The following is a 22,618-nucleotide window of genomic DNA, read 5'->3' as shown; positions in this document are numbered from 1 at the left end:
GTGATCAGGGGATCTTCTCTAGGGCTAGTACATGTTATCATTTATGTCAGCTTCAATCCGTTGATCCTGCGCGTCCCAATCCGATTTGGATACCTTAAGATGGCTCATCATCAGTTCGACAAGGCTCGGAGCAGATTTTCGGTCGATCTGAGCTTCGGTGCCCCACAAGCCGGCACGACGGATCGCTTTAGAACAATGGCCAAAAGCTTCTTCGATCTCAACTAGTAAACCAACCTTTGGCACTCGCCCCTTGATAGCTGAACCCTTCAAGAGATCTGGGTCTGTTGTTACCAGAGCATTTCCATTCACCCGCACTGTGTCGAAAACACCAGGGATCAAAAACAGAACAGAAACCGGTGGATCTTCCAGCACATTGCAAAACGTATCAAATCGCTGATTGCCTGGTCGATCCGGGATGAGCAACAGCCCAGGGTCAATAATGTCGACAAAGCCTGGCCTGTCACCTCGCGGGGATATATCGGTTTTCCCGCGCGCATCCTGCGAAGATACCACACAAAAGGGCGATAGCCCGACAAACCGCTGCATTGGCTCGCTTAGCATGGGCGCCGACTTGGCATAAATTGCCGGTCCGGTGTCACCAAACCTTTCCCGGAAATCTGTTACATCTCTGACAATGAAATCCTGCCGGATTCTATCTTTGCACGATCCCATCAGGCGTTCTCCGTTATATCTTGAAGAGCAAAGGCGCAACTTGGCCGCCGAAACATTTCCTGTCTCCACGCAAGCAGTGCGGTGCATTCTTTGGGGACCATTACTTTTGGAAATGCCTCTGAAAAGTTCAGTCCGGTGAATACTGTAATGTCGGCCATTGAGAACGCCTTACCCGCCACAAAGGGATGGGCTTTAAGCACCTCGTTGAAATAGCGCATCCCATCCAGCGTCTTTTCCTTGTGCATCTGCCCCCAACCCTTGTACTGGTGCAACTCAATTGCTGGTCCGAAACCCGGTGTAGCGTGATGGAAAAATGTTCCGATCGCATCCACGATCTTCTGCTCTCCCCTCCGCTGCATCATATGGATGATGGCACGGTCTTGTGGGTCACGTCCGGTGAGGATTGTTCCTTCAAATTGATGGTCGAGGTACTCAGTGATCGCGGTTGTCTCGGAAATCGCAACGCCGTTGTCCAACTCCAACAGCGGGATGGTGACAGAGGGATTCTTGGCCCGAAAACTGGGTGTGCGATGTTCACCCTTCCATAAGTCCACTTGAATGATCTCGACCTGATCCAGAATGCCTTTTTCATCCAGCGCTATGCGAACACGATCAGGGTTGGGCAGACCTTTGCTGTCATAAAATTTCAAACCACTGTCCTTCTCTATTGCGGGCATGCAAGGCCCTGTGACGATTCCGCACTGAAATTAGCCGGAAGTCGGGTGGGTTCCGTGAGTCAGAACCACCGGAGTGTGGAGCGGGGGCAATAATTACAACTTCTGCCGCTTCTTGTTTACCAACGCCTACCGCGGTTGCCGCCATACGATGGGCTTCAAGGCAGTATCTGCATTGTGTCGTCAGCGTGGCTGCCCGCGCCATCAATTTTTTGTTCTTCTTTGATGTTGCAACGTCTCTGAGCGTAGCACAATCCAAAGCTTTGAAAGTAAACTTGGGTTCAGAGGTGGCCTTTGCCAGACTGCGGATTTTCTTGAGGTTCGCAAAATCAAACATGGCGTGTTCCATTTCCAATTTGATTTTCTTAGCAGCTACCTATTGATAGGTAAGTGGAAATCAATCACCATGTCCAGAAAAACATTGGTCAAGCGCGAAACTACGCACATGTTGAGTAACGTTGATCGGTGACAGATGCCTTTTCGGAGAGCAGTTCAAAAATGTAAGTTCTACCAAAACTGAGAATATTCAGGCCGCTCAGGCAATAGCGGTCGCTTTGTTGCACGGCGAACGTGCTGGCGAAGCGCAAGCGATAACCCTGACCGTGCTGGACATAGTCGTGCCTTTTCTTTTGGGGGTCCGACATGGACGGGCATAACTCTGTCGACAACGAATTTGAGGAAAAAGATACAAAATCAATCATTTAATTTTTCCACGAGACCCAATATTGCTTTGTTTCCGTGGCAGTCATACAGGACAAACACTGGGCCGGTTTTACATATGCTATGGCGCGCATGGACACAGTTGATGACTCTCGTTTCAAGACGCCGGAATTGCGCGAAGTGAATCACAACGCACGATTGCAATTGACGCAAGTTCTTTTGCGGCCATTAGGCGTTTCAGGACGCCATAGGCCTGTTAGATACCGGAGGCGTGCCCTGTGCACCGATTCCGACCCGCACGCAGATGCGTGTGCACCCACAAATTAACACTAATAAAACCCTGCCGGAGTATGATCATTCTGGGGTTGGCTGGCTGAGATAGACAAATGCTGCCACTCGGTTCTCGAGAACTCTGGCCGCAGCACGCTTTGTTACCTTGGTTTATGGCGCTGACACCGAATCTGTTCCGGCTAAATTCGGTGTCAGGAAGTGATTCAGCGCCAGATAGACCCCGAGAAACCACCAGAGAGATTTGAATTTAATGTGTTTGTCTTTTTATCGAAAAGAACGAAAAAAGGTTGCAAAAATCTCTACCTATCAATAGGTAGAGGTTGTTAAACATAACCCCTGACAGAGGTACTCAGATGAAAATCTATGACGTTGAAGGTTTCCCGAACCCCGCCCGTGTCCGAATTGCGCTGGCCGAAAAAGGCGCATCGGACAAAGTAGAGTTCATACCTGTGGATGTGATGGGAGGCGAACATCGCACACCTGAGTTCAGAGCCAAGAACCCCGATGCAGCCGTTCCCTGTTTGGAATTGGAAGACGGATCACACATCGCGCAGTGCAACGCAATTACTGAATATATCGATGCCACATTTGACGGCCCGTCCCTAACCGGTGAAACCCCGAAAGAGCGTGCGCAAATCTCGATGATGAACTTGCGTGCCGAAAATGGCCTGCTGAACGCGGTCGGCACCTATTTCCACCATGCCACACCTGGCCTCGGCCCGGATCTGGAAACCTATCAATGCGCCGAATGGGGCAACAAACAGAAAGAGGTTGCCGGAAACACCATGGCCTATCTGGATGCGGTACTGGCCGAAAACGAATATCTGGCAGGCGACAACTTTTCGGTCGCGGATATCACCGCCTTTGCCGGGCTGGCCTTTGCCGATTTCGCCAAAGTTGAAATTCCTGAAAGCCTGACCAACCTTCAGGCATGGCGTGCTAAAATAGCCGCGCGCCCGTCGATCGCCGCCTAAGAAAGACCTGCCACTTAAGTCGAAAGGACATTTTACAATGGAACTCAACTCGGATTTCTCCACCCGCGTCTTTGTTCACTCGGATCAGCTTGAGTGGCAGGCCTCGCCCATGAAAGGTGTCGACCGACGCATGCTGGACCGGATCGGCGGCGAAGTTGCGCGCGCCACCACGATTGTTCGCTATGCGCCAGGCAGCAAGTTTTCGGCTCATACCCACACCGGTGGCGAAGAATTTATAGTGCTGGACGGCGTCTTTCAGGATGAGCACGGCGATTTTCCCGAAGGCACTTATGTGCGCAACCCTCCGACAACCGCGCATACACCCGGTTCAGAGCCCGGCTGCACGATCTTTGTCAAACTTTGGCAGTTCGACATGGATGACCGCAATCAATTCCGCAAAACTATGGCTGATGAGATCGCCGCGCCGGTAAACGGAGTTGCCACAGCGACCCTGCACATGGATGACCGCGAGGTTGTCACATACAGCCATCTTGATGCGGGGGCTGAGATGACATCGAATGCACCCGGGGGCATCGAACTTTTGATGATTGACGGGTCGCTGACATCAGGTGGTGATGTCTTGCAAAAGAACGACTGGTTGCGTCTGCCCGAAGGCGAAGTGCTGTCGGTCGTTGCAGGTCCGGAAGGGGCGAAGGTCTGGATGAAGACCGGCCACCTGCCCTTTGCCCAGGCACCGAAGGCGTAAATCATGAGTGCTGACAAACCTCTGGCGCTTGTCGCCGGTGCCGGGGCTGGTCTTGGCCAATCCCTTCTTGCGCGCTTTCAGGCGGGCGGTATGACCGCGGTTGGTCTCGGCCGAACGCAGCCGGCCCATACGACAGCGCCGTTTCGTCAGATCGATCTGTCCAATCCAGATGCCGTTGCCCCGGTAATTTCTGAACTGATCGCCGCTCACGGCCCGCCAAAGATCGTTGCGCACAACACGGCAGAACTGTTGATTGCGCCATTCCAAGAAACGGCATTGGAAGACTATCAAAGAACGTGGACATCGATGGTCCAGTCGCTGGTCGTACTGGGGCAATCCGTTCTGCAACCGATGGTGCGCGGTGGTGGTGGCGCGCTGATTGTGTCTGGCGCCACGGCATCACTGCGGGGCGGTCCACGGTTTTCCGCTTTTGCGTCTGCGAAATTCGCGCTGCGCGGGCTGACCCAATCGTTGGCGCGCGAGTACCAGCCGGCCGGTGTGCATGTCTCTCACGTCATTCTGGACGGGATTATCGATACGCCCCGCTCAAGGGATTTGCACTCTCTGGACCCGTCGAAGATGATGAAACCGGACGAAATCGCCGAGGCCTATTGGCAACTGGCCCATCAACCGCAATCCACCTGGACCCATGAGCTGGACCTGCGCCCCGCTTCCGAAGGGTTCTAAGCGATGCGAACAGACACGCTGATCATTGGCGCGGGCCTCTCCGGGCTCAGCCTTGCCAATCAGCTTGGCGGGCAAAACCGAGACTATCTTTTGGTTGAGGCTCGTGATCGCCCGGGTGGGCGTATCCTGACGGAAAAGCTGGACGGCGGGTATTTTGACATGGGTCCGGCGTGGTTCTGGCCTGGACAGCCGCGCATTGCCGCGATGATAAAACGGCTGGGGCTGGAATGGTTCGAGCAGTATGCGACGGGCACGCTTAGCTTTGAGGATCAAAACGGCCAGGTCGAACGTGGCCGCGGCTTTGCCTCGATGCAGGGGTCTTATCGCCTCAAGGGCGGGCTGGGGACCTTAACGGCTGCGCTAGCTGCGCAGATACCGGAAAAACAGCTGATGCTGTCAACGCCAATTGTTGCTTTGGAAAAATCTGCGACCGGGTTCACCACAACCACCGGCTCGGGTCAGATCATTCGCGCACGTGAGGTTGTGTTGGCCCTGCCGCCAAGGGTTGCCACCAAGATCGCATTTTCCCCGGCCCTGCCCACCGAAACGCTGGCCGCCATGACCGGGATCGCCACTTGGATGGCCGGTCAGGCCAAGGCCGTTGCCGTTTACGACACGCCTTTTTGGCGCGACGCCGGGTTGTCCGGTGACGCCATGAGCCGCCGCGGTCCAATGGTGGAAATCCACGACGCGTCACCGGCCGAAGGTGGACCCTACGCGCTTTTCGGCTTCATTGGCGTCCCGCCGCAGTCCCGCCAAGACGAAGGCCGACTGCGGCGAGCCCTGACTGAACAGTTCACACGTATCTTCGGGCCGGAAGTGGCGGCGCCCAAAGCACTGTTCGTCAAAGATTGGGCCTTTGATCCGTTCACCTCTATCGAAGAGGACCAACAGCCGCTATACGCTCATTCGCAATACGGGCTGCCGCACGCATTGGCGCGCCTTTGGGAGGGTCGTGTGATCTTTGCCGGAACCGAGGTCGCGCCACAGTTTGGCGGATACCTTGAGGGCGCGCTTGAGGCAGCAGAAAACGCGATGGCCCAGATCGTGACGGAAAGGGTTTGAACACGAATGACGAATGACACCAAGACTGCCTTACTGGATGTTGCCGAACACGCCGCACGCGCGCGCGGGTTCGACGGGTTCAGCTATGCCGATCTGGCCGAGGCGGTGGGTATTCGCAAAGCGTCGATTCACTACCATTTCCCGACCAAAGCCGCTCTGTCAGTGGCATTGATGGGCCGCTATCACCAGACACTTGAGGCCGAATGCGATCGCATCCGGAAGGACCATAAAACCGGCTCCCAGCAATTATTGACCCTGATTGGCCTCTACCGGGATGCGCTCAACGACGGAAAGACGTTGTGCCTGTGCGTGTCGCTGATCAGTAGCCGCGAAAGCCTGTCGGAAGATGTCATCCAAAAAATCAGAACGTTTCGTGCCATGATGGTCACGCAGATCGAAGCGATCCTGACGCTTGGCCAAGATGATAAGTCCATTTCCGGCGTCACCGATTCCGCCGCCGAGGCCCGGGCAGTACTGGCCCTTCTGGAAGGTGCGCATCTGACCGCGCGCGCCGAAGAAAACGTGGCAACTTTTGACGAAGCATTGAGCGTTCTAAAGTCTCGCTGTTGACGTAGCACCCGCCTCAGCAGATCGTGAAAACATGCAATTGACACGTTTCTGCTATTCGGAGCTTTCCTAATGTCCAAAGTCATTCTGATCACCGGGACATCAACCGGCCTTGGAGTTCAAATTGCTGTGCAAGCCGCACAGGCCAATCATACGGTTTATGCCACCATGCGTAATCTTGCCAAACGCGATACTCTGGATGCCGCGGCCTCTGAGGCAGGCGTCATACTCAACGTGCTTGAATTGGACGTACAAGACAGCGACAGCGTAAACGCCGCCGTCGATCAGATCATCGCCGCCGAAGGACGGATCGACACATTGATCAACAACGCAGGCGCCGGGTTTGTGCGAACAACCGAACAGGCTAGCGAAGAAGACGTCGCCTGGGTTATGGATGTAAATTTCATGGGCGTTGTGCGCTGCACAAAAGCAGTGATGCCACATATGCGCATTGCGCGCTCGGGCCACGTCATTACGATCTCTTCCGTTGGTGGCCTTGTGGGTCAACCGTTTAACGAAATCTACTGCGCCGCAAAATTCGCCGTGGAGGGGTATACTGAAGCCCTGGCCTGCTATGTCTCGCCGAATTTCGGAATCCATTTCTCAGCTGTTGAACCTGGCGGCATTCAATCGGAATTTGTCGCTAATGTGTTGAAGCACGTCGAAACAACCGGCGGGATGCTTGATGACGAATATCTGCCCATTCTTCAGAAGTACATCGGTAGCGCGCAAAGCCGAGTGGAAGGAAGTGATGTCTATCAGACCTCTGAACAAGTTGCCTCTGTCGTTTTGGACGTGGTCGAGGCTTCTGACCCTCCGATCCGCATACGGACTTCGAATTGGAGCGAAGATTTTACACGCCTTAAAACCGTTGCTGACCCCGATGGCAAAAAGCAACAAGCTGCGGTGATCAAACAGTTCCTGAGCTGATTTTAGGTTATTCTGGTGAGGTTGCATGGAGCATGGCAGCTTTAACCAGACTGCCGCGAGTCTCAGAGCTGCAACATCTCATTCGGCCTTTTCTGGCGTATTGCGAATAAGCAGTATGCCATAAGGGATTGCTTGCTCTCAGAAATGGTTTTGATCAAATCTGGTCGGTGTCGTTGCGAAGTTATACGAAACATGGGTTACAAGCGCCTTGGGCGATACCCCGGCCGGGATTGGGGTAGGGGTGAGCCCACCTTGATCCCGAAAAACGCAATCACCCTAACAGCTACGTCCGGTTTGTTCGTACCGCAATTTGATTGACACTCATAGTTTTTCACCGCGCATAACAGCCGATGCAGTTTTCTCGTTTATCGCTAAAACAGTGTTATAAAGGGTCGCCAGCCTGAGAAGCGATTTTACGTCGACGTCGTGAGGTAGTGCTGACAACGGATCAATGAAGAAGATTAGTGTATCGAGCTCCCCTTCGGCGATCATCGCGCCGATTTGGGCGTCTCCTCCAAGCGGCCCGCTCTTGAGGCAAGAGACTGACAAACCGACCTCTTCCGCGATACGCTTCCCGGTTGTTCCTGTTGCATAGAGCTCCATGTTTTTTAATGTGCTTTTGAGTGATTTTGCCCACTCGACCATTGTGTCTTTCATCTGATCATGCGCCACAAGTGCGACCCGACGGCGGTCGTTTGAGGTCTGGCTTATTTTAGTCATTTTGTCGCTTCTCCTTGGGCTGATGTGTCTGTAGCCCAACTCCATGCCAGTGGCGATTTACGCTTAAGTGCGCCACTCAAATGCTGCCGCATTCTGTAGGAGGCATCCACGGTGTTACCGGATTCCAGGAGTGTTAAGATCTCAAGATGCTCAGTACATTGTTCTATTAGTCTTTGATGGTTCACCTCGGCTCTGTACTCCATGAGGCGTCGCATTCTATTCACGCGTTGGAGTGCCATGAGAAAGAAAGGGTTTCCGGACAACTTGATGAGCTCCTCATGGAACAAAGCCCCGCTTTCTAGAAGCGCTTCTCCATTTACGGCGTCCATATCCATATCAAGCATTCCCTGCTGAATACGCCGCTGTTCATCCAAGACTTTGTGATCGAGTTCAAACGACGGCTCCAGCATGGCGGCCGGCTCTATCGCCATTCTGAACCGGTAAATCTCATCAAATGCCTCGGGCGTTTTTGCAACCGGAAGAAACCGCCAGCCGTAGCCTTCTTTGCGCTCAGCCCAACCTTCTCGAGAAGCGCGGATCAACAGTTCTCCGACCTTAGCTTTAGTCCAGCCGTACTTCTGCTTTAAGAACTGCTCCGTAACTTCTTCTGGAATTTCATTTGTTAGCCAATCGTTTGCAAGTAGTTGGTATTCGTCTTGCTCGCTCGGGTCGACAGTATCCAAGCTTTCTTTGATGGTCGGAGGCAACTTGTCGGCCACAAAGTACCCGCGGTTTTCCAAGCGGATGAGAACATCTTTTTCCTCCAAGGATATCAGCGCCTCGCGCACTGGGGTTCTGGATACGCCATACCTGTCGGCGACTTGCTGAGCGCTTATGTGCTGGCCACCTTCAAGTGTACCCGCAACGATATCATGCAGAAGACGGTTTGATATTTTCTTTGACAATTCGCTGGCCCGCATCGGTCTGCCTGACTCCTCTTGCCGCTCTCACCTACCTAGATTGCATCTGACAGCTAACATACAGCCAAATTTTAGGTTTTCTATACGTAAAAAGCCAAAGATGGGCGAGTTTTACACTGCTGCGACGATGATGCTCGCTTAAAATAGATTGGTTTTATGACCGTTTGAGCGAAATTTTTTCTTTTTAAGTGAGTGTCGAAGTTCCTGTAATACACAATAAAACATGTACTTAAGAAGTATTGGGGGGCAGCACGTTCAACTATTTTGGTTTTTTAAATATTAAAAAGCAAAATAAGATTGGCTTTTTGTGCTCCAATATGCAATCAAAATAGCCAGTGCGGGATTCGCGCTGAAAAACACTTGGAAAACTGGGGAGGATTACCCGTGTTCATGAAATTTACTCGCATCGGTGTCATTGCTGCTGCGGCAGCCGTTGCCGGCGTGACTGGCGCGGCCGCCGAATTCAAAGCTGAAAGCCCGCAATGCATTGCGCCCTCAAATCCCGGTGGTGGATGGGACTTCATCTGTCGCACAACGGCGAAGTATCTCTTCGATCTCGGGATCATCGAGGATTCGATGCAGGTTACCAATATGAGCGGTGGGGGCGGCGGAGTTGCGTTCGCGCATGTCACGAAAGAGCGCAACGAAGACAACAACCTCATCGTTGCAGCCTCTATGAGTACCAGCGCTCGAATTGCGCAGGGCATTTACGAAGGTGCCCAACAGGATGACGTGCACTTTCTTGCCACTTTCGGAGCTGAATATGGCGCCATCGCCGTGCCCGCAGACTCCAAGTACACCTCTCTGTCTCAGATGATGGAGGACATTGTCGCTGATCCAAAATCAGTTGGGATCGCGGGTGGTTCGTCTGTGGGCAGTTTTGACCACATCAAGCCCATGTTGGTCGCCCGCGAAGCCGGCCTCGAAGATGTAACCCAGATGAAATATGTATCGTTCGATGGTGGCGGTGAAGCCATGACTGGCCTGCTTTCTGGTTCGGTCGAGGCGCTGTCTGGAGACTTCTCCGAGATGCTGGGCTTCCTGGAGTCGGGTGACATCCGCGTAATCTCGATCCTGGCTCCTGAACGTCTGAAGAATTACCCGGATATTCCTACTGCGAAGGAGGAAGGCTTCGACGTCGTTGGCGCGAACTGGCGCGGCCTTTACATGCCTGCCGGAGCAACTGACGAAGCTAAAGAGTTCTGGAAAAACGCGATCATTACGTTGACCGAGGATCCTGGCTTCCAGGCAGAGCTAGAAGCAGCTGCCATTGAGCCGTTCAACAACTTTGGCGACGACATGTACACCTTTGTTGAGGGCAGTATTGCGGACGTGACCAAGCTCTCGAAAGAGATCGGTATCATCCAATAAATGTCATGCGTGCCCAACCGGTCGCATCTGGTTGGGCACCTAAAAGAAATTCCGGAAATCTGGGAGGAAACTATGAGTGACCGCATCTTCGGCGGTTTCGGGCTGGCCCTTGCAATATTCTATATTTGGGCAGCATCGATCATCAAAGACAGTTTCATGGTCGATGTCGTAGGTCCGCGCGCCTTTCCTTACATCGTGGGCACCGTGTTAGGCCTTACGTCGCTCTACTTCATAATCCGCCCGGATGAAGAGCCTAAGTGGCCAGGGTTGCGCGACTTTGCCGAGATATTGGTCGCCACTGCCGTGATGTTTCTGTACGCTTGGTCTCTTTCCGAGATTGGGTTTGTTACCGCGACAACCTTTGCGACTGCCTACCTAACCTGGCGACTGGGAACCACTCCGCTTTGGTCGCTCGCCGTAGGCCTGCTGACTGCCGTCGGTATCTACGTCGTTTTTCACCTAATCCTAGGCCTTGCTTTGGCCGAAGGGCCACTTGGGTTCTGAGGGGTCGCCATGGAAACGCTTGCACTTCTTGTTGACGGATTCTCGGTCGCGTTGTCACCGCAAAATCTGTTCCTGGCTGTCGTTGGATGCTTCCTCGGCACTTTGATGGGAGCATTGCCTGGCTTGGGCCCGGCAAATGGGGTCGCGATCCTCATTCCGATTGCCTTCTCGCTCGGTCTTGGGCCCATCCCATCTCTCATCCTGCTTACAAGTGTCTACTACGGCGCCATGTACGGAGGCCGAATTAGTTCGATCTTGCTAAACATCCCGGGCGATGAACCCGCGATGATGACGTGCCTCGATGGATATCCGATGGCAAAGAACGGTCAGGCCGGCGAAGCCTTGTCTTTAGGTGGCATTGCATCTTTCATTGGGGCGTTTGTCGCAACAATTGGCCTGGTGATTTTGGCACCACAGTTGGTCAAAATCGCGCTGCTTTTCGGGCCAGCGGAGTACTTTGTCCTCTTTACAGTCGCATTTGCGACTCTGGGTGGTGTGTCCTCTACGAACCAAGCCAAGTCTGCTTTCGCGGCTGCACTAGGACTGGGTATCGCGATGATCGGCAGTGATAGCCAAACAGGATCGCAGCGCTTCACTTTTGGTGAAATCCATCTGTTCGACGGCATCGACTTCCTTATCGCTATCGTTGGCTTGTTCGCACTGAGTGAAGTGTTGATTTTTCTCGAGCATCACCGCGGTAGTGCCGTTGGATCAGATGGCGCGACCAAAGTTGGACGCATCTTGCCAGACTTCGGCATGATCAAGCGTTGTATGCCTTCAATCGCGCGAGGCACTGGTCTTGGTTTCTTTTCTGGTGTCTTGCCGGGTGCCGGAGCATCGCTGGGGTCATTCCTTGCATACTCACTGGAGAAACAAAGCGTCGACCGCGATGGGAAATCCTTTGGAAAGGGCGATCCACGAGGTGTCGCTGCTCCGGAGGCAGGCAATAACGCGGCCGCAGGAGGCGCCTTGGTGCCGATGCTTTCGTTGGGTGTCCCCGGCTCGGGAACGACTGCTGTACTGTTGGCCGTTTTGTTGCAACTTAACATCACCCCGGGACCGCTGCTCTTCACCAAAAACCCGGACGTGGTTTGGGGGTTGATCGCGGCATTGTTCATCAGCAACATTATTCTGCTCTTGATGAACGTTCCGTTGGTCGGGTTGTTCACGCGCGTATTGCTGGTGCCGACGCGCATTCTGATGCCTGTCGTCGCTATGATTTCATTTGTTGGGATTTACTCGATAACGGGGTCCACCTTCGATGTAATGCTCATGGTTGGTTTCGGCTTTGCAGGCTGGCTTCTGCGCAAACTTGACGTGCCGCTGGTGCCAGTCATCTTGGGCATCCTTCTTGGCAACCAGATGGAAGTGAACCTTCGCCGCGCAATGACGATTTCGGACGGGGATTGGTTGGCGTTGGTGGGAAGTCCTCTCGCAATAATCCTCTGGCTCATCGCAATCGCCGGTTTCGTATTGCCCATGTTTGTTGGCCGTCGCGTTAAGGACCGCATGGATGCGCAGCGCCATGACGAAGAGGCATCGGTGGGTGATTGAACCCACCGGATTTCAAGAATGACTGGCTTTGGCCAACAAGGAGAGAACAGATGCGTATCATGACACTGCCCTGCGATGGCATCGGACCTGAAATCATGGCGGCGACTTTGGAAGTCGTTGAGGCCGCGAACAAGAAGTACGAGCTGGGACTGACGTTTGAAGAAGAAGAGTCCGGTTTTGCCAGCCTCAGGAACCACGGTATCACTCTGCGTGACGACGTGCTGGAACGCGCACGAACTGAGTTCGATGGAGTCATTTTAGGGACGCAGTCCCATATGGACTACCCGCCAGTCGTTGAAGGTGGTCGCAACGTTTCGGCCGGGTTCCGTATCGGCCTCGACCTTTATGCGAATGTACGGCCGGCCCGCAGTCGTGACTTTTTACCGAACAAAGCGCCCGGGATGGACCTTGTGATCATGCGTGAGGCGACGGAGGGATTCTATCCTGATCGCAACATGTACAAAGGCGTCGGAGAAATGATGCCCGATCCGGACATGGCTTTGTCGGTTCGCAAAATTACGCGACACGGATCAATGCGGATTTGCAGAGAGGCTTTCAAACTGGCCATGCAACGGAAGAAGAAAGTCGCCGCGATACACAAGGCCAACTCTTTCCTCATGACCGACGGCCTGTTTCTGGAATGCTTCCGCGAGGTGGCGAAGGACTACCCTGAAGTCGAAACCGAAGAGTTGATTGTCGACGCATTTGCAGCGCTGTTGGTTCGAAAACCGCACGACTATGATGTTGTCGTCGCGACTAATTTCTACGGCGATATTCTCTCGGACCTTGCCTCTGAATTGTCGGGGTCTTTGGGGCTCGCTGGGTCAATCAATGCAAACGCCGAAACTGGACTATGCTGCGCACAAGCACAGCATGGTTCTGCCCCGGACATCCAGAGGCAAAACGTTGCGAACCCGACATCACTTATCCTCTCTGCCGCCATGATGCTAATCTGGCTCGGCGAGCAGAGGGGGAAGCCAAAGCTTGTGGAGGCTGGGCAAGCCATTGCGGATGCAGTTGATGCTGTCATCGATGATCCTGCAAAGCGCACCCGTGACCTTGGTGGCACCGTAAACACCGACACCTTCGGGACGCTTGTGGCCGAAATGGTTTCCAGGGAAACGATCCCGGCGTGATTGGATCTCCCGGTGGGTAAGCGTGCCCACACCAACTGGTGGCGTCGCTCTTTGCGGCGTCACCCGTCTTGAGCTGGAGCCATTATGAGACGACCAAGATTAGCGTTGATCCATGCAACCCGCGTTGCGATTGATCCAATCGAAGCTGCTGCGCGGGAGCACTGGCCGGAAGCAGAAACCATTTCAATCCTAGAAGAAGGGTTGTCTTTGGACAGGTCCAAGCAAGTCGAATTGTCCGCCGATCTTTTCCGGCGCATCGTAGACCTTTGCCGGTATGCGGAAGGCGCTGACGCAGATGGTGTGCTGTTCACGTGCTCGGCATTCGGAGCCGCAATCGAAAGAGCAAATTTTGAGGCGCTCATCCCAGTTATGAAGCCGAATGAAGCGATGTTCGATGCGGCTTTCTCATATGGTGATCACATCGCAATGATTTATACCTTTCCTCCAGCTGCAGCAGGTATGGAAGAGGAATTTCTAGATGATGCCAGGGCGCGCGGCAGCAATGCTGAGATTACGTCATACTATTGCTCTGGCGCGTTGGCTGCAAAACAAGCGGGTGATGGTGAAAAACACAATCGCCTGATTGCGGAAACCGCATCAAGTATCAGAGACGCCGACGTTATTCTTCTAGCACAGTTTTCGATGTCTGACGCCGTTGAGGATGTCCGTAAGACAGTACAGGTTCCAGTGTTGACCAGTCCACAGGCGGCGATTCACGAAATTCGACGGCGCGTCGAAGGCAATCAGTGAGGGAGGTTCAATGCTAATCGGTGTCATTGCAGACGATTTTACTGGTGCGAGCGATGTTGCGAACACCTTGGCGAAGGGCGTTGAGCCGGAGGGTGGATTAAGAACCGCGCAGTTTCCAGGAATTCCGACGACCCCAGCCAACGAAGAGATCGAAGCGGGTGTGATCTCACTCAAGAGCCGCACCGCACCGACTGAGGAAGCGGTAGCGGACAGCTTGCGTGCTCTGCGGTGGCTTAAGGATCAAGGATGCAAGCAGTTCATCTTCAAGTATTGCTCCACCTTCGATTCCACGATGGAGGGAAACATCGGCCCCGTCGCGGAAGCGTTGGCCAATGAACTGAGTGCGCAAAAGGTGGTTTTCTGTCCGGCCTTTCCCACCACGGGGCGTACGGTTTACCAGGGCCATCTCTTTGTGCTCGGTAAGCTTTTGCACGAGTCTGGGATGGAAAATCACCCTCTTACTCCGATGACGGATGCGAACATCAAGCGCTGGTTGCAACATCAGACCGAAGAAGCGGTTGGATTGGTGCCAGTTGACACCGTGCGGCAAGGACCAGAGGCAATTGCTGATGCATTGCAGAACGCCGACGAGCGCTTTGTGATTGGTGATGCGATTTCGGACGAGGATTTGCTGGCTTGGGGTGAGGCTCTAAAGGATGCCAAGCTCGTTACTGGCGGGTCGGGGATAGCATTGGGTCTACCCAGAAACTTCGTCAGAAGAGCTTCATCCATAAGAAGTGGCAGTGTGTTCACGGGTATCGTAGGGCCCGCCGCCATCCTTGCAGGATCATGTTCAGGTGCGACACGCGGGCAGATCGATATTCATGCGAAATCCAATCCGACGTTCGCCATCGATGTTCCGGGTGTCATGTCCGGGGATGTGACGGCGCAAACGCTTCTGGGTTTCTTTGAAACGCATCCGGGTCAGGCACCGCTCGCGTATTCATCGGGAAGCCCGGATGATGTGCGTGCTATCCAAGGTCAATTCGGTCAGGAAGCTGTAGCGGACAGGCTGGACAATCTCTTTGCAGATACCGCGCGAGAGCTTGTTCAGAAGAGCTACAAGCGATTGGTGGTGGCAGGAGGGGAGACCTCGGGAGCTGTTGCCAAGGCCATCTCTGAGGCACTGGGGTCTCCAGCCATGTCAATTGGGCCAGAGATCGACCCGGGCGTGCCAGTCTTGAGCGTTGGAAAAACTGAACCCATTGTGCTGGCTCTAAAGTCTGGAAACTTCGGCGCTCCGGACTTTTTCGCGAAGGCCCTCAGAATGATGGAGGTCGGCAAATGAGATCTGAAGAATTGGCTTTACGGCAGCAGATGTCGGAACTGTGTGCTTCGCTGTTTGCGCGTGGCTTTTCCGTCGGCACAGCGGGCAATGTCTCCGCACGTCTTGATGACGGAATCCTCATGACGCCAACCAATTCCACCTTAGGTGATATCGACCCAGAGCGTATCGCCAAGATTGATTTGGATGGCATCCACGTCTCCGGCGATAAGCCGACCAAGGAGGTCTTTCTGCACCAGGCCTTCTATGAGACGAGGCCACAAGCTGGTGCAGTGGTGCATCTACATTCGACCTGGGCCACCGCACTGTCGTGTTTGGAAGACACCGATCCCAATGACTGTATTCCGCCGCTTACACCATACGTGGTCATGCGCGTCGGCACGGTCAAACTGGTTCCATACGTCAAGCCGGGTGATCCGAAATCCGGTGATTTGATCCGCGAACTCGGCGGCAAATATAGTGCGGTTCTATTAGCCAATCACGGTCCCGTCGTATCGGGAAAGGACCTCTTCTCGGCGGTCTGTGCAGCTGAAGAGTTGGAAGAAACAGCCAAGCTGCTCGTGGCATTGCGGGACATGCCAACCCGGATGTTGGATGCAGCACAAGTCGCAGAACTCAAAGAGACTTTCGGAAGGATTTAAGCCATCATGAAAACCGCTGACCTTATCGATCACCATGCGTCAGAGCTTACACTGGTTCACCTACCGTTTCGGCAGTTCGGGACAAAACCGTTCTTTGCGGCGCAAATACAGACTGTGAAGTGCTTCGAAGATAACACGGAACTTAGGGCGCAACTGGAAACACCCGGTGAGGGGCGCGTTTTGGTTGTCGACGGCGGAGCATCAACGCGAATTGCAATCCTTGGCGATATGTTGGCTGATCTTGCAATCCAAAATGGATGGGCTGGTCTTATCCTGAATGCCGCAATTCGAGACAGTGCCGAAATCAATCAAATGGACACTCTGGTATTCGCCTTGGCGACCAGCCCCGTCAAAAGCGCGAAACGTGGATGGGGCGTAATCGGGGAGCCAGTGACCTTCGGTGGGATTAAATTCCATCCTGGTGATTGGGTTTACGGCGATGCGGACGGCGTGTTGTACAGCAAGAAGCGATTGGTCTGATTTCGAGTTTTGCCAAATTCTCACAACATGGCGCTATCATAGTCACGGCAGCAGTTGCTGGCTGGCTTGTATCGCTTACGGGCATTCCACTGGGGTGGATGATCGGGTCAATGTTGGCGACAATCGCCGGATCGTTGAAGCAGTTTCCTGTCAAACTACCGGGCCCTATGTTGGACCTGGTAAGAGCAACTGTAGGTGTGATGTTGGGCGCATCCTTTACGCACGAGTTGCTTTCCTCTTTTGGTGCCTGGTGGGTGTCACTGGCCTTCTTACTCTTAGCCCTTGGAATAATGTACGTCCTTGGTTTCTACCTTTTACGACGTATTTCGCGCTTTGATGCATTGACAGCTTCTCTATGCGCAATGCCGGGTGGCATTGCCGAAATGGTGTTGCTTTCCGAGCAAAAGGGTGCGGATCAGGCTCGTGTCGCTATCGTTCATGCGTTGCGCATTGCATTAGCAATTTTGCTGATTCCGCTACTGATCAACCTGATCGCAGACTTCGAAGTCATTCCACCCGAGGAGCAAACACAGCTGGCTTCGATCACGTTCACCGATTGGGTTTGGATCATCGGATGCATCGTTGTGGGAATGCTAGCACGGGGTAGGGTGAAGCTGCCGGCACCTATTGTGGTAGTGCCGATGATATTCAGCGCGGCCGTTCACTTGCTGGGATGGACAGAATTCGAGATCCCGGTTTCTGTGACTGCGTTGGTACAGGTCTTCATAGGCATTAATGTTGGTGCACGCTTTTCCGGAGTACCCATCAAAGCTCTGATCGTAGCTCTAGGTGCAGCGGCCATGGTTGTCGCTCTCCAGATTTCTGTGGCCTTCTCAGGCGCATTGGCTGTTGCGAACGTGTTGGAGACAGACCCGGTCGCACTCATCTTAGCCTATTCACCTGGAGGCTTGGCGGAGATGTCAATCATAGCGGTGAGCGTTGGTCGCGATGTTGCGTTCGTCGGCGTGCATCATATTTTTAGGGTCTTGGCGGCGCTTGTTTTGGCACCTGTCCTCGTAGCGGCTCTATCAAAAGTCTGATGATGGTAATTGAAGATGCATTCGCATTCGCTGATGAAAACGAAAACGGTGTTCTGACCCGCTTTCTATCACCCTGACATTTTCTAGATTGCATTCGTTGTACTTGGATGTTGTTAGCCTTTACCAACACAGGTGATCTGATAGTGACCATCCGCGTGCAGTATCATATGGCTGCCTCGTAAAACCTAGTGAGGGTATTCAAAAACAGTCAAGCCCGCCGTCTGTCAACTAAAATAGTGTTTATCGAGACCGAGTGATGTGATTGTTTTCCTTCCTGGTCCGGGCCTTTTGGCAACTCTCTAGCTTCATTGTTGAATTGCCCACGAGCTTGTCTGGTGTGCTTTTCCAATTGAACTCATCCCTAAGGATCTACACGCATACTTTTCGGAACGCAGTGTTGTCGCATTCGTAGGGAAAGAAAACTCTGTGCATGTTATCTCAATTGAGCATTCTCTTTCATCGTCGAATATCTGTCCATTTTTAGAGACCTATGAACCACATTCTTTTTCCACACTTCTGCTACCAGCGGCGAGCTGCCAATCGAAAGTTGATTGGTACTCATAGACCTTCATCCACCCTGTCCAACACACTACGGTAAGGCAAACTGCGTCAGGTTGAGCCTTGAAGGATACTCCACTTAGAGGTGAACAAATTTGGTGCAGAAACGGAAGGGCTAGTGAAACCCATTGATATGTTTTTTTAACAAGGTACTGAAACTACGCATCTGGAAGCCTATCGGTATTCTTCAAAAGAGCCACATCGCAGCCCGGGATTGTGTGGCCGTTCCACATGGCGGGATTAGCGTTATAGTTGATCAGGAACTCATGATCCGCCGTTTCCCTGCGCCGAAGACCCTCTGGCATCGGATGCAGAACCAACCCGGTTTCCTCCGCCGCCATAGCAATGACACGGTCCCAAAGGGTTTCATCCGGGAAACCCGCTAGATACCAAACACCAGCCACGCCTTTGAGTGCGGAGGTCCCGTCAGTAAAAGATAGCAGTTCCTGTGCATCGCCCGACACCCGATCAATCCAATGCTGCGCCGCTCCGCCACCCTCGACTACGCACGCGGCATTTGGCGGCAGGGTTTCGACCAGATCAACGTCGCAGTCCAAACCTACCAGACCGGGGCGACCCTTTTGCGGAATTTGGAAATCTCGCGTGATTGCTCCCGTTCTGGGACCCATAATTGCAAGGTCGCAGCCATCAGTCAGCCGCCGCGCCAGATCGCCATCAACCGTGGCTACTCCGGGGGCCAGAATGAGCTTAAAGTGTTGATCGACCGTGTCTGCGGCCGATATGAAATCGACGGACAAACCTGCCCGGCGCAGGGCGCGATATGCCGAGAAGACCAGCTTGAAATAGTCGAAACCTGCCCCTTGAGGCTGTGTTTTCCACGCCCAGTCCGAGGCATAGTCAAATACGATCGCGACCTCGGCACGCGCCGGTGCAAGGTGGCCTAGTCCCGCCAGGTCTTTTGCCGTGTCCTGCGCTTCGGCCAGGCCGGGCGCGTCGGTGCCGGCAGGGGTCAACAGGCCCGCATGCATTTGCTCTTGTGCCATTGGGGCTTGCCGCCAGCGAAAATAGCTCACGACCTCGGCCCCGTGCGCCACGGCCTCAAGCGACCAAAGACGCACCATGCCGGGCAGGGGGGCGGGGTTAAAAGGGGCCCAGTTCACCGGGCCGGGCTGTTGTTCCATCACCCACCATCGACCCCGCCCAACGGCGCGGTAGAGGTCGTGGTGAAAGGCCTGCATATCCGGATCACCCTGTTGCAGGAAGGCCGCCTTGTGGGTGTCATCTGCTTCCAGCCGATCTGACAGAAAGCCGATGGGATAGCTATCCCAGGTGGCGATATCCAGATCGGCACCGGTGTCGAAATGGTCGAATTCCAGTACGCGACCCATGTAGTTGTGCGACAGCGGCGCGTCTGTCAGCGGGCGAAGGATTTCAACCTGCGCTTTGTTGAAGGCCACGACCTGATCCGAGCTGAAGCGACGAAAGGCCAGAACATGCGCGGGGCTTGCCTCGGTCACTGTCAGGTTGGGCAGTTCGATCTGGTCGAAACTGTTGTACTCCATCGACCAGAAAATGTTGCCCCAGGCCTTGTTGAGCGCGTCGATTGACCCGTAGCGATCGGCCAGCCAAACGCGAAACGCGGCCAGCGCCGGCTGGGAATAGCTGAGCGTGGTGTCATGGCAGCCGTATTCATTGTCGATTTGCCATGCGGCCACGTGCGGATTGCGGCCATAGCGTTCGCCCATGATCCGGGCGATCCGCTTGCATTCTTCGACATAACCCGCGTGGCTGAAACAATAGTGACGCCGTGATCCGAATTTGCGCGGCCTGTCGTTTTCGTCCACAGCCAACATGTCCGGGTGCTTGTCCAGCATCCAACGCGGCGGGGTGGCGGTAGGCGTGCCCATCACGACTTTCAGACCAGCGGCCCCGAGGGTTTCAACGGCGCGGTCCAGCCAGTCGAATTGCAGATCGCCGGGGGTGGGCTCCAGCCGGCTCCACGAGAATTCGCCGATGCGCACCCATGTCAATCCGCTTTCGACCATACGGGAGGCATCCTGCGCCCATGACTCTTCGGCCCAGTGTTCCGGGTAGTAGCAGACGCCAAGTTCCGGTTTCATAGAATCACTCTGTGTTCCGACTGTCCCCGGCCAATATCGGAAGCGGCCAGAACCATGCCGTTGGTGGGTTGTGTTTCAAGTACATCCTGCCCCAGGCCTTCGCGCGCCGTCGTGCAAAACAACGTGCTGAGGTCGTCCCCCCCGAAAGCCGGGCAAGAGGTGTGTTTAGCGGCAAACCCAACCGCGCGCAAGAAATCACCCGCTGGGCTATAGGCGGCAACACGCTCGGCGCCCCATTGGGCGATCCAGATGTTTCCTTGGGTATCCACCACGGCACCGTCAGGGTTCAGGTCGTCCGAATTCAGATCCAGAAACACGCTGGCAGGGCCGTTTGGCCAGCCGTCATTAGGGGTCAAAGGTTGTCGCATCACCTGTTTGGTTGTGGTGTCTGCGTAAAAGGCGCAGCTTTTGTCAGGGGCAAAGCAGATCGCGTTTGAAATCGTGATATTCGGCACAAGCTGACGCAGTTCCCCATGGTAGAACCGATAGATCGCACCGGCCTGAGGTTGGGCCTGCTTGCCCATCGTTCCGATCCAGAACCCGCCCCAAGGATCCGCGCGTCCATCGTTTGAACGTGTCAGGGTGTTGTCGGCCTCCAGCGCGACAATCAGCTCTTGCGTTCCGCTTTCCAACCCGAACTTCCACAACCCGCTTTCCGACGCGATTAGCAACGTGTCACGATCCACCCATCCGGCGGCTGAGACATGTTCGTCAAACTGCCAGTGCCGCGGCGCGTCCCCCTCGCGCGTCAAAAGGCGATTGCCGATGATGTCGAACCAGAAAAGCTGTTGTCGTTCGGGGTGCCACAACGGTCCTTCGCCCAGCTCGCAGGGGCGGTCGTCGTAGATTTGGCTCATGCAACCGCACCGTCATACGCGGCGACGATGTTCCGGGCACGCTCGGCGATTTCGGTCACACTCATCCCCGGTTTGAACAGGGCCGATCCGATGCCGAACCCGTCTGCGCCCGCCTTGATCCACTGGCCAAAATTCTCGGGGCCTGCACCGCCTACGGCGTAGATCTTCGTGCCCTTCGGCAAAACAGGGCGCATGGCCGCAAGCCCTTCAGGTCCTGCCATTACTCCGGGAAAAAGCTTCAAACCAGTGGCGCCCGCTTTCAAGGCGCCAAAAGCCTCGGTCGGGGTATAGACCCCCGGCCAGCTTTGCAGGTCCAGCGCAACCGACCGCGCGATGACTTCGGCATCGTAGTTGGGTGAGACAATCAGCTTGCCACCCACACCCGCCACCTGTTCGACCTCATCGGGCGTCAGAACGGTCCCGGCCCCGATCAGCGCGCGATCGCCAAAGGTGTCTGCCAAAAGCCCGATGCTCTGCAGTGGATCGGGCGAGTTCAAAGGCACCTCAATCTGATCGATCCCGGCATCGATCAGCGCTCCGCCGACGGCCGTGGCCTCGGCAGGTTTTAGCCCGCGCAGAATGGCAATGATAGGACGGCTCATGCAGTTTGCCTCGTCAGATTTCGGGCCTGGGCAAGCCCGGCCAATGTTGCTTGCGTTACATCTATGATTTCCGCTGACGCGCCTTGTGCGGCAAGCGCCTGAGCGTAAAGGCCGGACAACCCTTTGGCACCGACAATGGCAATCTGTTGGCCCAGCCAGTATGGCCGGGTTGCGGCCAGTTCGGCACCAATCAGCGTTCCAGACAAGCGCGCCCGCGCGGTGCCCTTGTCCTGGCCGTTCAGCAAGTCGGCTGCGCGCAGACTGAACAGACGCGCGGCCATTTGCTCGGGCTTGGACAGGGCATCTGCAACGGTCTCCCTGAATGCCGTGTCGTCCCAACCATCGCCGACTGAGTGTTTCAAAACCGATTGGCGCTTAAGCAGGTCAAACAGCTCGCCCGTCAAAAATGTCCGAAAGCTGACAACTTCACCGGCGCTGACCTGTACCCATTTCGTGTGTGTGCCTGGCAGGCAGATCACGCCATCCCAATTCGTTTTGGTTGCCAGATACCCGGCGATCTGAGTTTCCTCGCCGCGCATGACATCGGGTGGGGACATCTGCTTGAGCCCGGGGACCACGAACGCGCGGATTCGGGGATCCGTGCCGGGAACCCGAAACGGAGCAACCGATACCGGGGCCGCAGGCACAGCGGTATAGGGTGCTTCGACCCAACCTTGGCGGGCGCCCACCATTCCACAGGCGATGACATCCACCGGTACTGCGGGCAGCCAGGCCTCGACAAGTTCCATCAGGCAGGATTGGAAATCACCTTGGGCTACGCGAGCCATACCATTCGCGGACTCGGCTTGATCCAGAACCGTGTCGCCCTTCATGGCCCAGGCCCGAAGTTGAGATGTTCCCCAATCGACGGCGATCCATTCTGTTTTCATGGC

The 22,618-nt window shown here is 54.7% G+C and carries 25 protein-coding genes; 15 read left to right on the top strand and 10 right to left on the bottom strand.

Annotated features, from left to right (window positions below; genetic code table 11):
- Window positions 1-24: 24 nt before the first annotated feature.
- The 4 genes from ACR0K5_RS16575 to ACR0K5_RS16560 all read right to left on the bottom strand — a co-directional run bounded on the left by ACR0K5_RS16575 (window position 25) and on the right by ACR0K5_RS16560 (window position 2,047).
- Window positions 25-672, bottom strand: a complete 648-nt coding sequence (locus ACR0K5_RS16575; RefSeq protein WP_480630765.1) for an MSMEG_1061 family FMN-dependent PPOX-type flavoprotein — start codon at window positions 670-672, stop codon at window positions 25-27.
- Window positions 672-1,322: a glutathione S-transferase family protein gene (locus ACR0K5_RS16570; RefSeq protein ID WP_480533437.1), complete on the bottom strand. Its 651-nt coding sequence runs from the start codon at window positions 1,320-1,322 to the stop codon at window positions 672-674. The genes ACR0K5_RS16575 and ACR0K5_RS16570 overlap by 1 nt, the downstream gene beginning before the upstream one ends.
- Entirely contained in the window at window positions 1,309-1,695 is a 387-nt protein-coding gene (locus tag ACR0K5_RS16565; protein WP_480630764.1) for a carboxymuconolactone decarboxylase family protein, read from the bottom strand. Before ACR0K5_RS16565 ends, ACR0K5_RS16570 begins: the two co-directional genes overlap by 14 nt.
- Before the next feature lie 88 nt (window positions 1,696-1,783).
- On the bottom strand, window positions 1,784-2,047 hold the full coding sequence (locus ACR0K5_RS16560; protein ID WP_480630763.1) for a hypothetical protein: 264 nt from the start codon (window positions 2,045-2,047) through the stop codon (window positions 1,784-1,786).
- 603 nt (window positions 2,048-2,650) lie between these two features.
- Between ACR0K5_RS16560 and ACR0K5_RS16555 the strand changes: the two genes are divergently transcribed.
- The 6 genes from ACR0K5_RS16555 (at window position 2,651) to ACR0K5_RS16530 (ending at window position 7,226) form a co-directional block, all read left to right on the top strand.
- On the top strand, window positions 2,651-3,271 hold the full coding sequence (locus tag ACR0K5_RS16555) for a glutathione S-transferase family protein (RefSeq protein WP_480533443.1): 621 nt from the start codon (window positions 2,651-2,653) through the stop codon (window positions 3,269-3,271).
- A 37-nt stretch (window positions 3,272-3,308) separates the two neighbouring features.
- Entirely contained in the window at window positions 3,309-3,977 is a 669-nt protein-coding gene (locus ACR0K5_RS16550) for a cupin domain-containing protein (protein WP_480630762.1), read from the top strand.
- A 3-nt stretch (window positions 3,978-3,980) separates the two neighbouring features.
- Entirely contained in the window at window positions 3,981-4,664 is a 684-nt protein-coding gene (locus ACR0K5_RS16545; RefSeq protein WP_480630761.1) for an SDR family NAD(P)-dependent oxidoreductase, read from the top strand.
- A 3-nt stretch (window positions 4,665-4,667) separates the two neighbouring features.
- Window positions 4,668-5,729: a flavin monoamine oxidase family protein gene (locus ACR0K5_RS16540; RefSeq protein WP_480630760.1), complete on the top strand. Its 1,062-nt coding sequence runs from the start codon at window positions 4,668-4,670 to the stop codon at window positions 5,727-5,729.
- Between the two features lie 6 nt (window positions 5,730-5,735).
- A complete protein-coding gene (locus ACR0K5_RS16535) occupies window positions 5,736-6,299 on the top strand; it encodes a TetR/AcrR family transcriptional regulator (RefSeq protein ID WP_480630759.1) in 564 nt (187 codons plus the stop codon).
- Window positions 6,300-6,368: 69 nt separating this feature from the next.
- Window positions 6,369-7,226: an SDR family oxidoreductase gene (locus ACR0K5_RS16530; RefSeq protein ID WP_480630758.1), complete on the top strand. Its 858-nt coding sequence runs from the start codon at window positions 6,369-6,371 to the stop codon at window positions 7,224-7,226.
- 321 nt (window positions 7,227-7,547) lie between these two features.
- Here ACR0K5_RS16530 and ACR0K5_RS16525 read toward each other — a convergent pair whose 3' ends face one another.
- Window positions 7,548-7,946, bottom strand: a complete 399-nt coding sequence (locus ACR0K5_RS16525) for a methylglyoxal synthase (protein ID WP_480630757.1) — start codon at window positions 7,944-7,946, stop codon at window positions 7,548-7,550.
- Window positions 7,943-8,866 (bottom strand): GntR family transcriptional regulator, encoded by a 924-nt coding sequence (locus ACR0K5_RS16520; RefSeq protein ID WP_480630756.1) that lies wholly within the window; start codon window positions 8,864-8,866, stop codon window positions 7,943-7,945. Before ACR0K5_RS16520 ends, ACR0K5_RS16525 begins: the two co-directional genes overlap by 4 nt.
- A gap of 390 nt (window positions 8,867-9,256) precedes the next feature.
- Between ACR0K5_RS16520 and ACR0K5_RS16515 the strand changes: the two genes are divergently transcribed.
- From ACR0K5_RS16515 to ACR0K5_RS16475, 9 genes are all read left to right on the top strand, one after another.
- Window positions 9,257-10,237 carry a Bug family tripartite tricarboxylate transporter substrate binding protein gene (locus ACR0K5_RS16515; RefSeq protein WP_480630755.1) on the top strand — a complete coding sequence of 327 codons (981 nt, stop codon included), beginning with the start codon at window positions 9,257-9,259 and terminating at the stop codon, window positions 10,235-10,237.
- Window positions 10,238-10,309: 72 nt separating this feature from the next.
- Entirely contained in the window at window positions 10,310-10,741 is a 432-nt protein-coding gene (locus tag ACR0K5_RS16510; RefSeq protein WP_480630754.1) for a tripartite tricarboxylate transporter TctB family protein, read from the top strand.
- A 9-nt stretch (window positions 10,742-10,750) separates the two neighbouring features.
- A complete protein-coding gene (locus ACR0K5_RS16505) occupies window positions 10,751-12,295 on the top strand; it encodes a tripartite tricarboxylate transporter permease (protein ID WP_480630753.1) in 1,545 nt (514 codons plus the stop codon).
- A 50-nt stretch (window positions 12,296-12,345) separates the two neighbouring features.
- Window positions 12,346-13,431: an isocitrate/isopropylmalate dehydrogenase family protein gene (locus ACR0K5_RS16500; protein ID WP_480630752.1), complete on the top strand. Its 1,086-nt coding sequence runs from the start codon at window positions 12,346-12,348 to the stop codon at window positions 13,429-13,431.
- An 84-nt stretch (window positions 13,432-13,515) separates the two neighbouring features.
- Window positions 13,516-14,181 (top strand): aspartate/glutamate racemase family protein, encoded by a 666-nt coding sequence (locus ACR0K5_RS16495; protein ID WP_480630751.1) that lies wholly within the window; start codon window positions 13,516-13,518, stop codon window positions 14,179-14,181.
- A gap of 10 nt (window positions 14,182-14,191) precedes the next feature.
- Entirely contained in the window at window positions 14,192-15,469 is a 1,278-nt protein-coding gene (otnK, locus tag ACR0K5_RS16490; RefSeq protein ID WP_480630750.1) for a 3-oxo-tetronate kinase, read from the top strand.
- Window positions 15,466-16,107 carry a 3-oxo-tetronate 4-phosphate decarboxylase gene (gene otnC, locus ACR0K5_RS16485; RefSeq protein ID WP_480630749.1) on the top strand — a complete coding sequence of 214 codons (642 nt, stop codon included), beginning with the start codon at window positions 15,466-15,468 and terminating at the stop codon, window positions 16,105-16,107. Before otnK ends, otnC begins: the two co-directional genes overlap by 4 nt.
- Before the next feature lie 6 nt (window positions 16,108-16,113).
- Window positions 16,114-16,587: a ribonuclease E activity regulator RraA gene (gene rraA / locus ACR0K5_RS16480; protein ID WP_480630748.1), complete on the top strand. Its 474-nt coding sequence runs from the start codon at window positions 16,114-16,116 to the stop codon at window positions 16,585-16,587.
- Window positions 16,533-17,627, top strand: coding sequence for an AbrB family transcriptional regulator (locus ACR0K5_RS16475; RefSeq protein WP_480630747.1), 1,095 nt, complete (start codon window positions 16,533-16,535; stop codon window positions 17,625-17,627). Before rraA ends, ACR0K5_RS16475 begins: the two co-directional genes overlap by 55 nt.
- A gap of 716 nt (window positions 17,628-18,343) precedes the next feature.
- On the opposite strand, the gene ACR0K5_RS16470 is transcribed toward ACR0K5_RS16475, so the two are convergent.
- From ACR0K5_RS16470 to ACR0K5_RS16455, 4 genes are read right to left on the bottom strand one after another with little or no spacing between them, the layout of a single operon-like run.
- On the bottom strand, window positions 18,344-20,266 hold the full coding sequence (locus ACR0K5_RS16470; RefSeq protein WP_480630746.1) for a beta-galactosidase: 1,923 nt from the start codon (window positions 20,264-20,266) through the stop codon (window positions 18,344-18,346).
- Complete coding sequence (locus ACR0K5_RS16465; protein ID WP_480630745.1) at window positions 20,263-21,123, bottom strand: SMP-30/gluconolactonase/LRE family protein; 861 nt, start codon at window positions 21,121-21,123, stop codon at window positions 20,263-20,265. Before ACR0K5_RS16465 ends, ACR0K5_RS16470 begins: the two co-directional genes overlap by 4 nt.
- Window positions 21,120-21,725 carry a 2-dehydro-3-deoxy-6-phosphogalactonate aldolase gene (locus tag ACR0K5_RS16460; RefSeq protein ID WP_480630744.1) on the bottom strand — a complete coding sequence of 202 codons (606 nt, stop codon included), beginning with the start codon at window positions 21,723-21,725 and terminating at the stop codon, window positions 21,120-21,122. Before ACR0K5_RS16460 ends, ACR0K5_RS16465 begins: the two co-directional genes overlap by 4 nt.
- Window positions 21,722-22,615: a 2-dehydro-3-deoxygalactonokinase gene (locus ACR0K5_RS16455; protein ID WP_480630743.1), complete on the bottom strand. Its 894-nt coding sequence runs from the start codon at window positions 22,613-22,615 to the stop codon at window positions 21,722-21,724. The genes ACR0K5_RS16460 and ACR0K5_RS16455 overlap by 4 nt, the downstream gene beginning before the upstream one ends.
- Window positions 22,616-22,618 lie beyond the last annotated feature (3 nt).

It is taken from the genome of Ruegeria sp. AB9 (assembly GCF_056542585.1).
The sequence above is the reverse complement of the archived record's forward strand: the minus strand, read 5'-3'. Positions and strand labels throughout refer to the sequence as shown.